This is a genomic window from Ruegeria sp. ANG-R (assembly GCF_000813985.1).
Lineage (GTDB): Bacteria > Pseudomonadota > Alphaproteobacteria > Rhodobacterales > Rhodobacteraceae > Ruegeria.
On record NZ_JWLJ01000001.1, the window covers coordinates 1,228,513 to 1,241,536 of the forward strand.

14 protein-coding genes are annotated in these 13,024 nt (G+C 59.4%); 13 read left to right on the forward strand and 1 reads right to left on the reverse strand.

Annotation, left to right across the window (positions count from 1 at the left end; all coding sequences use genetic code 11):
• Nucleotides 1–53: 53 nt before the first annotated feature.
• The 6 genes from RA27_RS06075 to RA27_RS06100 all read left to right on the forward strand — a co-directional run bounded on the left by RA27_RS06075 (nucleotide 54) and on the right by RA27_RS06100 (nucleotide 6,027).
• A complete protein-coding gene (locus RA27_RS06075; protein WP_039535838.1) occupies nucleotides 54–1,184 on the forward strand; it encodes a bifunctional 2-C-methyl-D-erythritol 4-phosphate cytidylyltransferase/2-C-methyl-D-erythritol 2,4-cyclodiphosphate synthase in 1,131 nt (376 codons plus the stop codon).
• Entirely contained in the window at nucleotides 1,181–1,678 is a 498-nt protein-coding gene (locus RA27_RS06080) for a phosphatidylglycerophosphatase A (RefSeq protein ID WP_039535841.1), read from the forward strand. Before RA27_RS06075 ends, RA27_RS06080 begins: the two co-directional genes overlap by 4 nt.
• Nucleotides 1,675–2,157: a CinA family protein gene (locus RA27_RS06085; protein ID WP_039535843.1), complete on the forward strand. Its 483-nt coding sequence runs from the start codon at nucleotides 1,675–1,677 to the stop codon at nucleotides 2,155–2,157. The genes RA27_RS06080 and RA27_RS06085 overlap by 4 nt, the downstream gene beginning before the upstream one ends.
• 182 nt (nucleotides 2,158–2,339) lie before the next feature.
• Nucleotides 2,340–3,521 carry an ammonium transporter gene (locus tag RA27_RS06090; protein WP_039535845.1) on the forward strand — a complete coding sequence of 394 codons (1,182 nt, stop codon included), beginning with the start codon at nucleotides 2,340–2,342 and terminating at the stop codon, nucleotides 3,519–3,521.
• A 138-nt stretch (nucleotides 3,522–3,659) separates the two neighbouring features.
• A complete protein-coding gene (locus RA27_RS06095) occupies nucleotides 3,660–4,337 on the forward strand; it encodes an orotate phosphoribosyltransferase (RefSeq protein ID WP_039535847.1) in 678 nt (225 codons plus the stop codon).
• Nucleotides 4,338–4,536: 199 nt separating this feature from the next.
• Complete coding sequence (locus tag RA27_RS06100; RefSeq protein WP_039535848.1) at nucleotides 4,537–6,027, forward strand: replicative DNA helicase; 1,491 nt, start codon at nucleotides 4,537–4,539, stop codon at nucleotides 6,025–6,027.
• A gap of 195 nt (nucleotides 6,028–6,222) precedes the next feature.
• Here the strand turns inward: RA27_RS06100 and RA27_RS06105 are convergent, their stop codons facing one another.
• Nucleotides 6,223–6,573: a GNAT family N-acetyltransferase gene (locus RA27_RS06105; protein ID WP_206539983.1), complete on the reverse strand. Its 351-nt coding sequence runs from the start codon at nucleotides 6,571–6,573 to the stop codon at nucleotides 6,223–6,225.
• A 293-nt stretch (nucleotides 6,574–6,866) separates the two neighbouring features.
• Here RA27_RS06105 and alr point away from each other — a divergent pair, with 293 nt between their 5' ends.
• The 7 genes from alr (at nucleotide 6,867) to radA (ending at nucleotide 12,986) form a co-directional block, all read left to right on the forward strand.
• Nucleotides 6,867–7,901, forward strand: a complete 1,035-nt coding sequence (gene alr / locus RA27_RS06110; protein ID WP_039535851.1) for an alanine racemase — start codon at nucleotides 6,867–6,869, stop codon at nucleotides 7,899–7,901.
• Entirely contained in the window at nucleotides 7,898–8,680 is a 783-nt protein-coding gene (locus RA27_RS06115) for an ABC transporter permease (RefSeq protein WP_039535853.1), read from the forward strand. The genes alr and RA27_RS06115 overlap by 4 nt, the downstream gene beginning before the upstream one ends.
• Nucleotides 8,677–9,423, forward strand: a complete 747-nt coding sequence (locus RA27_RS06120) for an ATP-binding cassette domain-containing protein (protein WP_039535855.1) — start codon at nucleotides 8,677–8,679, stop codon at nucleotides 9,421–9,423. The genes RA27_RS06115 and RA27_RS06120 overlap by 4 nt, the downstream gene beginning before the upstream one ends.
• A 13-nt stretch (nucleotides 9,424–9,436) precedes the next feature.
• Nucleotides 9,437–10,120 (forward strand): hypothetical protein, encoded by a 684-nt coding sequence (locus RA27_RS06125; RefSeq protein WP_039535857.1) that lies wholly within the window; start codon nucleotides 9,437–9,439, stop codon nucleotides 10,118–10,120.
• On the forward strand, nucleotides 10,117–10,569 hold the full coding sequence (locus RA27_RS06130; RefSeq protein WP_039535859.1) for a paraquat-inducible protein A: 453 nt from the start codon (nucleotides 10,117–10,119) through the stop codon (nucleotides 10,567–10,569). The genes RA27_RS06125 and RA27_RS06130 overlap by 4 nt, the downstream gene beginning before the upstream one ends.
• A 148-nt stretch (nucleotides 10,570–10,717) precedes the next feature.
• A complete protein-coding gene (locus RA27_RS06135; protein ID WP_039535861.1) occupies nucleotides 10,718–11,500 on the forward strand; it encodes a hypothetical protein in 783 nt (260 codons plus the stop codon).
• A 121-nt stretch (nucleotides 11,501–11,621) separates the two neighbouring features.
• Complete coding sequence (gene radA, locus RA27_RS06140) at nucleotides 11,622–12,986, forward strand: DNA repair protein RadA (protein WP_039535863.1); 1,365 nt, start codon at nucleotides 11,622–11,624, stop codon at nucleotides 12,984–12,986.
• Nucleotides 12,987–13,024 lie beyond the last annotated feature (38 nt).

The following is a 13,024-nucleotide window of genomic DNA, read 5'->3' on the forward strand; positions in this document are numbered from 1 at the left end:
CCTCTGCATTCACCGCCCCCTAAACATTGGCTCAATCAGGAGAACACTCGCCAATGACCACCGCCGCCATCATCGTCGCCGCAGGGCGCGGCCAACGCGCTGGAGGTGGTACGCCCAAGCAATGGCGTGCACTTGCCGGCCGACGCGTCGCTGACTGGACAATTGACCGGTTCCGGGACCTCGTTGAGCACCTTGTCCTCGTGCTTTCGCCCGAAGACGCAGCGGCTTGGGAAGAATTCGGCTCTTCCGGGATGATTCTCGCCAAAGGTGGCGTGGACCGCGCGGGTTCGGTGCGCAACGGTCTCAAGGCATTGGAGGGGTATGGCATTGAGAAGGTGCTAATTCACGATGTCGCCCGTCCCTGCGTCAGCACCCGGATCATCTCCGACACGCTTACTATGCTCGATACCCATGCCGCCGCGGCGCCGGGACTGGCGGTTACGGATGCACTTTGGACCGGGAACCATGACCTAGTGACCGGAACACAGGATCGCGCGGGGCTTTACGCCGCGCAGACGCCTCAAGGATTCCGATACGACGCCATTACCGTGGCACATGATGCGCATCCCGGAGGAGCCGCTGATGATGTCGAGGTTGCCCGTGCCGCCGGGATCGAGGTGGCGATCATTCCGGGCGACGCAGATAATATCAAAATCACCCGCCCCGAAGATTTTGACCGGGCGGAACGCATAATGGGAATGAACATGGATGTAAGGCTGGGCAACGGCTACGACGTGCACCGATTTGGTCACGGTGATCACGTGATACTGTGCGGTGTGAAGGTGCCACATGATCGCGGATTGCAAGGGCACTCAGACGCCGACGTCGGTATGCACGCAGTCACCGACGCAATTTATGGTGCGTTGGCGCAAGGCGATATCGGCCAGCATTTCCCGCCCTCAGACCCGCAATGGAAAGGCGCGGCCAGCGAGATTTTTCTGCGTCACGCAGTCGAGTTGGCGGAGCAGATGGGCTATCGCATTTCAAATGTGGATTGCACTCTGGTCTGCGAGTTCCCAAAAATCGGCCCTCATGCCTCTGCAATGCGCGACGAGATGGCCCGGATCATGGGCCTGCGCGCCGATCGGGTTTCGGTCAAAGCTACAACGTCCGAGCGATTGGGTTTCACCGGGCGTAGCGAAGGTATTGCGTCGCTCGCGACCGCCTGTCTGGTGGCGTCATGAACGCGGCGCGTCTGATTGGAACCGTTGGTGGTGTCGGCTATCTGCGTCCGGCGCCCGGCACTTGGGGGTCACTGGCAGCGCTGCCCCTTGCGTGGCTGTTGCATGTGATCGGGGGGTTCCCTCTTCTCTTTATCGCCACCGTCGGGGCCTTTGTCGCCGGGCTCTGGGCGACGCGGGTCATGACCTCTGGTCAGGAGGACCATGACCCGTCGGAAATCGTGATCGACGAAGTCGCAGGCCAGTTCATCGCTATCTGGGCGATTTCTTATCCGTCGTGGTCGCACGGGATCGAGATTACGGCTCTCTGGCCCGGATGGATCGCTGCATTTGTCCTGTTCCGCCTGTTCGACATCACCAAACCCGGACCGGTCGGTTGGGCCGACAGGCGCGGTGATCCGATGGGCGTCATGCTGGACGACGTGATCGCCGGTCTCTTTGCTGCGATCGGCGTCATCGCCCTCGCGGGTCTGGCACATGGGGTGATGGGACTATGAACGTCGGTGATCTTCTGGACCTCGCCAAAGCGCAGGGCGTGATGATCGCAACTGCGGAAAGCTGCACCGGCGGAATGGTCGCCGCAGCGCTCACAGACATCCCCGGCAGCTCTGCTGTGGTCGAGCGGGGTTTCGTCACCTACACCAACACCGCCAAGCAAGAAATGCTGGGGGTGTCGGCGGGAACTCTTGAAGAGTTTGGCGCTGTCTCAGAACAGGTTGCACGCGAAATGGCAGAAGGGGCGCTGCGCCATTCGCACGCCCAGCTTGCGGTTTCGATTACCGGCATTGCTGGGCCGGGCGGGTCTGAATTCAAGCCCGAAGGGCGTGTGTGTTTCGGGTTGGCAATCGAAGGCCAGCCAACGACAACCGAAACAATCGAATTCGGTGCCTCGGGCCGAGATAAAGTGCGCCTGAAAGCACGCGATCACGCTTTGGCTCTGCTGGAAAACACTCTTTCCGACTCTGCCCAAAAATAGGGCCTTTCACGCAAAACGTGCACTTTTCATTATCAATTGGCGAAAGGGCGTCAATTTAAGCGCCCTTCTGCACTATTGCTTCTTTTTTCCTCACCAGCTCTCCGTTTCAAGACGTCCCACACCACTCACGAGGCGTCCGGTCACCTCCGGCCAGCCCCCAAACCGGGAAAGGAGAGCGGCCCATGAACGGAGCCGATACAGCATGGATCATCGTTGCAACCGCACTGGTCCTGTTCATGACATTGCCGGGGCTTGCCCTGTTCTATGGCGGCCTTGTGCGTGCCCGAAATGTGCTCAGCGTGTTCATGCACTGTTTCTCCATTGCCTGTTTGATGAGCATCCTTTGGCTTGTTGCCGGATATTCCATCGCGTTCGGCCCCGGCGAAAGCGGCATCTGGGGAGGCTTGGGCAAAGCCTTTCTGAACGGCGTGGACGCCGACAGCCTTGCAGGCACCCTGCCCGAGGTTCTGTTCTTTGCATTCCAGATGACGTTCGCCATCATTACCCCCGCCCTGATCGTCGGGGCCTATGTCGAACGCATCGGGTTCGGGTTCGTTCTGACCTTCTCGGCCCTGTGGATGCTTCTGTGCTATGCGCCGGTGGTGCACTGGATCTGGGGCGGCGGCATGTTGTCCGACGGCGGCATTCTGGGCGAGGTTGGCGTGCGCGACTTTGCGGGCGGTATCGTAGTGCATGAAACGGCTGGTCTGGCCGCACTGATCATCGCCGTCATTCTTGGCCCGCGCCGCAACCGCACGACACCTCCGCACAGCCCCGGCTTTGTCATGGTCGGCGCGGCAATGCTCTGGGTCGGTTGGTTCGGCTTTAACGGCGGTTCGCAACTGGCCGCTGACGGAGGGGCTGCCATGGCGATGACAGTGACGCACCTGTCTGCGGCCACTGCCTCTCTGACTTGGGCCCTGTGGGAAAAAATCCGCTTTGGCAAAGCTTCTATGGTTGGTCTGGTCACCGGCACGATTGCGGGTCTGGCTTCAATCACCCCGGCCTCGGGATTTGTGGGCCCCGTCCAGGCGCTGATCATCGGGGCCGTTGCCGGTATCCTGTGTCAGGAGGCCGTCTATGTCATGCGCAACAAGCTGAACATCGACGATACGCTGGACGTGTTCGCCGTGCATGGTGTCGGCGGCATCTTCGGCACCATCATGATCGCCCTGTTCGGCCTCGGGACCTGGACCGCGCAGCTGGGCGGGCTGGTTATCGTGGGTGCCTTTACGGCAGTTGTCACGATTGTGTTGGTCAAACTGGTTGCGCTGATCACACCGCTTCGCGTAGACGCAGAGACCGAGACAAACGGGCTCGATCTCTCGGTACACGGGGAACGCGCCTATGACATGAGCAGTTGAGCCCACCTTGGCTGTTCCGCCCATATGGGCATCAAGCGGACCTCTTGGGGGTCCGCTTTTCTTTTTTGGACCCCTCGACTCTGGCCCGGGGGTCAGGCTATCAGCCCGCAACGTCCCTTTAGCCCAGAGGTTTGCGCCATGATCCCCAGTTCCTTTCCCGACAGCACCGAAATCGCCCGGCTGACCGCGCGGATGCTGCTGGAGATCAAGGCGGTACACTTCAACGCGCGCGAACCCTTCACGCTGGCCTCGGGCCTGCCCAGCCCGACCTATATCGACTGCCGCAAGTTGATCTCGTACCCGCGCATCCGCTCGACCCTGATGGACTTTCTGACCGTCACCGTGATGCGCGACGCCGGGTTCGAGGCATTCGATAACATCGCAGGTGGTGAAACCGCAGGCATCCCCTTTGCCGCGATGGTCGCCGAACGGATGGCTCTGCCCATGACCTATGTGCGCAAGAAGCCCAAAGGCTATGGCCGCAACGCCCGCATCGAGGGCGCGATGAGCGAAGGTGAACGTGTCCTGCTGGTCGAGGACCTGACCACCGATGGCGGCTCAAAACTCTCCTTCGTCGATGCGATCCGGGAAACAGGTGCGACCTGCGGACATACCGCGGTGATCTTCTATTACGGCATTTTCCCGGAGACCGAGAAAACACTGGGCGATCACGGTGTGAAACTGCACAGCCTCTGCACCTGGTGGGATGTATTGGCCGAAGCCAAAGCACAGAACGCCTTCGACCAAGAGACGCTGGATGGGGTCGAGGCCTTTCTGACCGACCCGCGCGGCTGGCAGGAAGCGCATAAAAGCTGACGCCACGGCAAATGTGCGCGGATTGGAAACAGTCGCCGCGCACCGCGATACATTAACACAATATGTTGACGCGATGATCCATCATACTTCAATATGATGGGGCCGGGAGATATGCACAGCCTATCCCCAAAAACATACAATTTGCGCCGACTCACGAGGCCGCGTTATGGCCTCTGTCCAGGGGACACAGAGAACAGCAATGAACGAGATCAGCAGTATCGAGCAGGCAGCCGCACAGATTCAGAACCCGGAAACCATGCCGCACTCTATCGAGGCGGAGCAGCAGTTGCTGGGTGCGATCCTGACAAATAACGACCTCTATGACCGGGTGGCCTCAATCATCGGCGCCGAGCATTTCTATGACCCGGTTCACGCCCGTATATACGAGGTCGCATCGACCCGTATCGCCAAGAACGCTCTGGCATCGCCTGTCACGCTGAAATCTTTCATGGCCGAAGACGATGGCCTCAAGGAACTGGGTGGCCCGGCCTATCTGGTCAAACTGGCAGGTGCCTCGATCAGTGCCTTTGCGGTGCATGACTACGCGCAGATGATCTATGACCTCGCCATCCGGCGCGAGCTGATCCGGCTGGGTCGCGATATCTCGGACAAGGCCGCGCGGGTCGATGTGTCCAGCGAACCCAAGGAACAAATCGTCGAGGCAGAGCAACAGCTTTATCAGTTGTCCGAGCAGGGCCAGACCGAACAGGGGTTCCAATCCTTCCTCAAGGCGGTCACAGAAGCCGTCAACGTCACCAACGAGGCGTACCAGCGTGGTGGCGGCATGGCGGGGATCTCCACAGGTCTGGCCGACTTGGACAAGCAGTTGGGCGGTTTGCATCCGTCCGACCTGATCATTTTGGCCGGGCGACCGTCGATGGGGAAAACCTCGTTGGCAACCAACGTCGCGTTCAACGTGGCCAAAGCCTATAAGCGGGGCACCAAGCCGGATGGATCAGAGGGTGCGATCGACGGCGGTGTCGTCGGGTTCTTTTCGTTGGAGATGAGCGCCGAACAGTTGGCGGGCCGTGTTCTGGCCGAGGCGTCCGAAATTTCATCCCACAAAATCCGTCAGGGCGACATGACGGAGTCCGAGTTCCGCCGTTTCGTCGATGCGGCCAAGGAGCTGGAAGCCTGCCCGCTTTTCATTGACGACACGCCCGCTCTGCCGATTTCTCAACTCGCCGCCCGTGCGCGGCGGTTGAAGCGGACGCATGGGCTGGACCTGCTGGTGATCGACTATCTGCAGCTCTGCCGGGGCATGGCCGACAACCGCGTCAACGAAATCGCCGAGATTTCGATGGGCATGAAGGCCATAGCGAAGGAACTCAACATCCCGGTCATCGCGCTGTCCCAGCTCTCCCGTCAGGTTGAAAGCCGCGACGACAAGCGCCCGCAATTGTCCGACCTGCGGGAATCAGGCTCGATCGAACAGGACGCGGACGTGGTGATGTTCGTGTTCCGCGAAGAATACTACAAAGAACGCGAAAAACCCGGCGATCATGAGCTGGATAAGATGGAAGAGTGGAAACAGGCCATGGAACGCCTGCATGGCAAGGCCGAGGTCATCGTCGGCAAGCAGCGCCACGGCCCCATCGGTACGGTCGATCTTTCGTTCGAGGCGCAGTTCACCCGCTTCGGCAATCTGGTCAAACCCTGGCAACAGGGCGGCGAGATCGAAGGGTACTAAGGTCTGCTCACCAAAGTTCAGATCTGTTCAACGCCTCAACGCAGCGGGACGCCCCCCGCAGCGGTGTATCGCCACGTTCCGACAAGGGTTGGCCCAACCAACCATGCGGATGGTTGAGAAGCTGCGGCGCACGCGCAAACACCTCCGAGATCGGCTGGAACCCGGTTTTGCAGTAGTAGCCCGGATCGCCATAGGTCAGGGCGTAATCCGCCCGTCTTCACGCAATTTCTGTAAACCGAAATGGATCAGCCTTTGCCCCACGCCCGACTTTTGCCGATCCGTTCGCACCGCCACGGGTGACAGAATAAAGACCTGCCGGTCGTCTTCTGCATACTCCACTCGGGAAAAGAAGATACAGCCCACAAGCACACCACCGTCTCGCGCGGAAAATACATAAAAGTCTCGCTTTGGAGTCGTGGCCATCATGCTCTGCGTCAGAGCTCCGATCAACGCACCCTCCTCCGCGCCTTCCGAAGCGGCGAAGACATCACGAAACAGACCCGTAATGTCTGTTTCCCATCCGGTGTGACCAGCGATGAATTCCATTTCCGCCCTCTTTCCGGTGCTTCGGTCAGCGTGACCCAATTTGATCCCGATACGTCATCCGCAGGCCTGAGCGGCCCGTACGCAGTTGCTACCGATGGACGATAGGCCGTGAGCAACCGGTTTAACACCCAGGTGAATACAATCCAAAGACAAGAGAAGAGTGGCAACAAATTGCCTGAAGCCCTTGGTTTTCTGCAGCAATGGCCATAAATCGTTGGCTGGCGTATCACATCAAGACTTCAAAAGCTTATTCCCTCTTGACGTCACAAAGCGCAGTGGCATGAACGGCGCTTATGAGTACCGCACATCTAACCATAAATCTGCACGCACTGGCACTTAACTGGAATGCGCTGGACGCGAAAACCGATGTCGAAACCGGCGCCGTGGTCAAGGCCGACGCCTATGGGCTGGGCGCTGAACCCGTTGCGCGGGCATTGGCCGAAGAAGGCGTACGTAAATTCTTTGTTGCTGCCGCCGAAGAAGGCGTCGCCGTACGCGAGGCCGTCGGCCCCGAAGCGCTGGTCGCCGTGTTCTCGGGCCACATGGAAGGCGACACGAATCTGCTGCGCGATCACGGCCTGACCCCGCTGATAAATTCACCGGAACAATTCAAACGCCATATCGAGGCACTGCCGGATCATTCCTTCGGCATCCAGCTCGACAGCGGCATGAACCGTCTCGGGCTGGAACCTGCGGATTGGGCCGAATTGCGGCACAAAGCGCTGGCGCTTGAGCCGCAGGTGATCATGTCTCATCTGGCCTGCGGGGATGACCCCAAGCACCCGATGAACCGGCAGCAGTTGCAGACCTTCAGGCAAATGACCGATGGGGTCGATGCGCCGCGCTCTCTCGCCGCCACGGGCGGCACCTTTCTGGGCCCCGAGTTCCATTTCGATTTCTGCCGCCCGGGAATAGGTCTGTATGGCGGACTGCCCTTCGCCGGGGCCAAGCCGGTCGTCACCGTCGATCTGCCTGTCATTCAGGTGCGTGACGTGGCGGTGGGTGAAACCGTCGGTTATGGCAACAGCTGGACCGCGCGCCGTCCGTCGAAGATTGCAACCGTTGCGGCAGGTTACGCCGATGGGCTGCATCGCGCCATCGGCGGCGGCATCGATACATTCGCTGGTGATCAGCCCTGCCCGGTGGTAGGACGGATCTCGATGGACCTGATCACCGTGGATGTGACTGACTTGCCGTACAAACCTGATCGCCTGCGTATCCTGAACGGGCACCAAACCGTCGATGATCTGGCCGAGGCCGCCGGCACCATCGGCTATGAAATCCTGACCTCGCTCGGCAGCCGCTATTCACGGGGCTACGTGGAATGAACCCTCTTTCACTGCTGGGTGAGCTGGGGCGGGCCATACTGACCATGTTCGCCGCATTCGGCCGCGTCGCGCTGTTCGCGCTCGATGCGGTTTCGCATATTTTCCGGCCGCCGTTTTATCCGCGCGAGTTTGGCATCGCGCTGCTGAATATCGGCTGGCTGTCCCTGCCCGTCGTCGGCCTGACCGCCATTTTCACCGGTGGCGCGCTTGCACTGCAGATCTACGCAGGTGGCGCACGCTTCAACGCCGAAGCCGTGGTGCCCCAGATCGTCGCCATCGGCATGGTGCGAGAGCTTGGCCCGGTACTTGTCGGCCTGATGATCGCCGCCCGCGTGACGTCTTCGATCGCCGCCGAGATCGCAACGATGAAAGTGACCGAGCAGATCGACGCTCTGGTCACACTGTCCACACACCCGATGAAATACCTCACCGCGCCGCGCGTTCTGGCGGCGCTCATCACCGTGCCCCTACTTGTTGCGGTCGGAGATATCATCGGTATTGCAGGCGGCTACACCGTCGCCACGCAAAATCTGGGCTTCAACCCGGCAGCCTATCTGAAAAACACCGTTGATTTCCTTGAATTGCGCGACATCGTCTCGTCGCTGGTCAAAGGTGCCGCCTTCGGCGTCATCGCCGCCATCATGGGCTGCTATTATGGCATGTCCTCGGGCCGCGGTGCACAGGGCGTGGGCCGGGCCACCAAAGGCTCGGTCGAAGCTGCGGCCGTGCTGATCCTCGCCGCCAATTTTGTCCTCACAGGGGTGTTCTTCTCGCTATGATCCGGATGGAGAACGTAACGAAAGCCTTTGACGACAACCATGTCCTGCAAGGCATGAACCTTGAGATTCCCAAGGGCACCTCGATGGTCATCATCGGTGGCTCCGGCACCGGCAAATCGGTGGCGCTGAAATGCATCCTCGGCCTGATCAAGCCCGACAGCGGCATGATCTATGTCGACGGCAAGGACGCCACCAAAGGCGACCGAGACGCGTTTCTGGCCCGTTTCGGGATGCTGTTTCAGGGCGCGGCACTATTCGACTCGCTGCCCGTCTGGCAAAATGTCGCCTTCCGCCTGCTGCGCGGCTCGTTGAAACGACCCACCGATGAAGCGCGCGAGATTGCCATCGAGAAACTGCGCCGTGTGGGCCTGAAAGCCAACGTCGCCGACCGGCTGCCCGCCGAGCTGTCGGGCGGAATGCAAAAGCGCGTCGGCCTCGCCCGCGCTATCGCCGCCGAGCCCGAGATCATCTTTTTCGATGAACCCACCACCGGCCTCGACCCGATCATGTCCGGTGTCATCAACGACCTGATCCGCGAGATCGTGACCGAGATGGGTGCTACCGCAATGACCATCACCCACGACATGAGCTCCGTCCGCGCAATTGCCGATAACGTGGCCATGCTGCATGGAGGCGTGATCCAATGGACCGGCCCGGTCGGCCAGATGGACGCCTCGGGTGATCCCTATGTGGAGCAGTTCATCAGTGGGAGTGCCGAAGGGCCGATTGAGGCGGTGCGGTGAGAGAGGAATTAACATGGCAGATTTTTTTGATATTTTGTTAAAGCACATTGCAGCGTTCGAAGAAGCTTGGGAGCAAGAAAGCGGTAACAGTGACTCGGACACATGGAATGAGAACTACTACGAGGATTTTTTGCGCGCAGATACGAGATTCAGACATGCCGCCAAACGTTTGGGATTCGAATATCCGGAAAAACCACCAAGTGGTTCCGCACAGACACAAATGTTGGATATTAGTTCTCGCTTTGAGGAAATCGTAAGTGGCTGGAAGACCCATATCTTAACCATGCAAATAGAAGAACAAGTTGCATTGGAGTATGAAGATCAATCGGAAGAGTTTTCAGAAGCCATAACTTTCGATGGGGAGCACCGCAAAAAAATCCATGAAATCATTGGGGAACTAAGGCATGAAGTCCACGAAAATACGTGGATGAACAAAGAGCAGAAAAGACGCGTTCTGTCTGCGGTGAACTCAGTTCAAAGGGAAGTCGACAAAGAGTTGAGTAACTTTCATCTAGTTCTTGGCAAACTCGTCGACCTTGGCGAAGCTCTTGGAACAGCGGGTAAAAAGGCTAAGCCAGCATTTGACAGGGTGGAACAACTTTCAAATGCGGTACGTGGTCAACGAAAACAAATACTATCATTAGATAAAACCGATGATCCATTGCAACTTGAGGATATGAGAGACGCAGAGGAATGACCCTCCGCCTCGCCACCCTCTCTCTCCTGATCCTCTACCCCATCGCGTGGTTCGCCCCGCTGATGCGCGCAGGCCTGCTACCAATCTTCGGCCTCAGCGAAATCAGCGTCATCACCGGCCTCCAATCCTTGTGGAAATCCGACATCTTCCTCGCGCTGATCGTCACCGTCTTCGCCCTTTTCGCCCCCTACGTCAAAACCATCGGCACCGCGTTGATCCAATGGAACCTGCTGGACCCGCGCGTCCAGCCCGCGCTCTACATTCTCGGCAAGCTTGCGATGGCCGACATCTTTCTCATCGCGCTCTACATCACGCTCGCCAAGGGCATATCCTACGCCACCATCGAAACCGCGTGGGGTCTTTATCTGTTCACGGGGTGCATTCTGGCCTCACTGGCCTTGGGCCACATTACAGAGATGACATCTGGATCACGAAAACCTCAGACCTAATTGATTGAAAACATATTTCTGAGTATCATCTTAGTATTTCGAGCAGTCAGTTTTGTAGTTTGCGGGTCCGTAGCGGATCGCCTTGTGTCTGATTAATCCTCCGCTTCGGCCCGGTTTTGGTACCGGTTGAAGAAGGAGAACGACGATCATGGCCGCCCTCCACACAATAACATTGCAATTTCAGAATGCATTATTAAGACTGACCTTTTTTCTGATCTGCGCCGCAGCATTACTTGCGGTCGGCGCGACCCTTTTATCCGCCATTGGCATCCTGCCCTGGCTGTCGATGCAGGCGGGCCTCGGCGACGGAACAGTCATTGACGCTGGCATCTACATCCAGGTCGGGCTGACCGCCCTGATTGTGATGCTGGTCTTCTACCTGCCCTCGAACGCCCGCATGATGGCGTTGGAAAACACCCATCGTAAGTTTTCGCTGAACATGCAGGACGTGGCCGGGGCCTATCAGCTGGCCCATGCCGCAGATCGCAGCGGGGCCTTCGCGCTGGCCTCCGAATTCGACGCTGTGAAAGAGCGTATGGCCTTCTTGCGCGATCACCCCGATCTGCAATCGCTTGAGCCGCAGGTGCTGGAACTGGCCGCACAGATGAGCCAGATCAGTCAGGAGCTTGCCGACACGTATGGTGACGCCAAAGTTGCCCGCGCCCGCACCTTCCTGCAACAACGACAGGAAGAGATTGAGCAGTTCCAGCAGCGCATCGAAGACGCACAGATCATCCAACACGAGCTGCGCCAGTGGACCCGCGATATCGAGATCGAGGAATCCATCGCCAAGTCCCAGCTCGCCCGTCTGCGGGATGAACTTTTCGATCTGCTGCCGGAACTCTCGGCGCAACTGCAGTCACCTCCCAACGACCAGGACCCAAGCGCTTCCAGCGTTATTGCCATGACCCCGCCGAGGGCTGCGGAATAGGCGCGATCAGCGCCCGCTGCCAACGATGACCCGCAGGGTCTGAGGACGCAGCGACCCACCGGCGGTGAGGAAAGCCCGCAAGGGCTTGAAGAACCGCCCATCCTCGGGCACCAAGGGCGCCATGGCAAAGACACCCTCCTTCTCTTGCTCCGCCTGCGGTGCCTCGCACACAAGATGGTCGGGCCGCTGTGACAGCTGCGGCGAATGGAACACCATCGTTCAGGAAACACCCCTCTCCGCCGGGCCGGCCAAGAAATCGCTTGGCGGCAAGCGCGGCCAGCCCATCGCGCTCAGCGACCTGTCGACCGAAGAAACGCCCCCGCCCCGCACCCTCTGCGGCGTCGAAGAACTTGACCGCGTGCTGGGCGGCGGCCTTGTCCCCGCCTCGGCCCTGTTGGTGGGTGGAGACCCCGGCATCGGCAAATCCACCCTTCTGCTGCAGGCTGCCGCGCGTTTCGCGCGCAATGGTATCAAAACCATCTATGTCTCCGGTGAAGAGGCCAGCGCACAGGTCAGGATGCGAGCACGTCGGTTGGGACTCGAGGAATCGCCGGTGCAACTGGCCGCCGAGACCAACCTGCGGGATATCCTCACCACGCTGGAGGCCAAAAAACCCGGCCTCGCGATCATCGACTCGATCCAGACCATGTGGGCCGACAATGTGGACAGCGCACCGGGATCGGTGTCACAAGTTCGCGCTGCCGCCCATGAGTTGACCACATTCGCAAAACGGCATGGCGTGTCGATCATCATGGTCGGCCATGTCACCAAAGAAGGCCAGATCGCAGGTCCGCGTGTGGTCGAACATATGGTCGACACAGTGCTCTATTTCGAAGGCGAACGCGGCCACCAGTTTCGTATCCTCCGCGCCGTCAAAAACCGCTTTGGCCCGGCAGATGAAATCGGCGTTTTTGAGATGACCGGCAAGGGTTTGGCGCAGGTCACCAACCCCTCGGCCCTTTTCCTGTCCGAACGCGGCACACCCAGCCCAGGCTCGGCGGTTTTTGCGGGCATCGAGGGCACAAGGCCGGTTTTGGTCGAGTTGCAGGCGTTGGTCGCGCCCTCACCCCATTCTCAACCCCGCCGCACGGTCGTCGGATGGGACAGTGGGCGCCTCGCGATGATCCTCGCGGTGCTCGAGGCCCGCTGTGGCATCCCCTTCGCGGGGCTCGATGTCTATCTGAACGTGGCCGGAGGGCTGAAAATCGGCGAGCCTGCCGCAGACCTCGCTGTGGCCGCCGCGCTGCTCAGCGCGCGTGAAGACACCGCCCTGCCCGCCGATACCGTGGTTTTCGGAGAAATCTCGCTATCTGGGGCACTTAGACCAGCCCCGCAGACAGAAAACAGGTTGAAAGAAGCGCAAAAACTTGGTTTCACATCGGCAATTGCTCCGGCAGGTGGCAAAACCGGCACTGTGGCAGGTCTGACACTCACCCGACCCTCTGATTTGGTCGGGTTTGTTGGCGAAACCTTCGGAGCAGGGTAAAGTCGCGCCTTGAGGGGCAGAAAACGAACAGGCGAGGG

Coding starts and splice junctions, on each gene's coding strand:
- RA27_RS06115 (WP_039535853.1), top strand. CDS start 7,898: ATGAACCCTCTTTCACTGCTGGGTGAGCTGGGGCGGGCCATACTGACC.
- RA27_RS06130 (WP_039535859.1), top strand. CDS start 10,117: ATGACCCTCCGCCTCGCCACCCTCTCTCTCCTGATCCTCTACCCCATC.
- alr (WP_039535851.1), top strand. CDS start 6,867: ATGAGTACCGCACATCTAACCATAAATCTGCACGCACTGGCACTTAAC.
- RA27_RS06135 (WP_039535861.1), top strand. CDS start 10,718: ATGGCCGCCCTCCACACAATAACATTGCAATTTCAGAATGCATTATTA.
- RA27_RS06100 (WP_039535848.1), top strand. CDS start 4,537: ATGAACGAGATCAGCAGTATCGAGCAGGCAGCCGCACAGATTCAGAAC.
- RA27_RS06085 (WP_039535843.1), top strand. CDS start 1,675: ATGAACGTCGGTGATCTTCTGGACCTCGCCAAAGCGCAGGGCGTGATG.
- RA27_RS06105 (WP_206539983.1), bottom strand. CDS start 6,573: ATGGAATTCATCGCTGGTCACACCGGATGGGAAACAGACATTACGGGT.
- RA27_RS06080 (WP_039535841.1), top strand. CDS start 1,181: ATGAACGCGGCGCGTCTGATTGGAACCGTTGGTGGTGTCGGCTATCTG.
- RA27_RS06120 (WP_039535855.1), top strand. CDS start 8,677: ATGATCCGGATGGAGAACGTAACGAAAGCCTTTGACGACAACCATGTC.
- RA27_RS06095 (WP_039535847.1), top strand. CDS start 3,660: ATGATCCCCAGTTCCTTTCCCGACAGCACCGAAATCGCCCGGCTGACC.
- radA (WP_039535863.1), top strand. CDS start 11,622: ATGGCAAAGACACCCTCCTTCTCTTGCTCCGCCTGCGGTGCCTCGCAC.
- RA27_RS06090 (WP_039535845.1), top strand. CDS start 2,340: ATGAACGGAGCCGATACAGCATGGATCATCGTTGCAACCGCACTGGTC.
- RA27_RS06075 (WP_039535838.1), top strand. CDS start 54: ATGACCACCGCCGCCATCATCGTCGCCGCAGGGCGCGGCCAACGCGCT.
- RA27_RS06125 (WP_039535857.1), top strand. CDS start 9,437: ATGGCAGATTTTTTTGATATTTTGTTAAAGCACATTGCAGCGTTCGAA.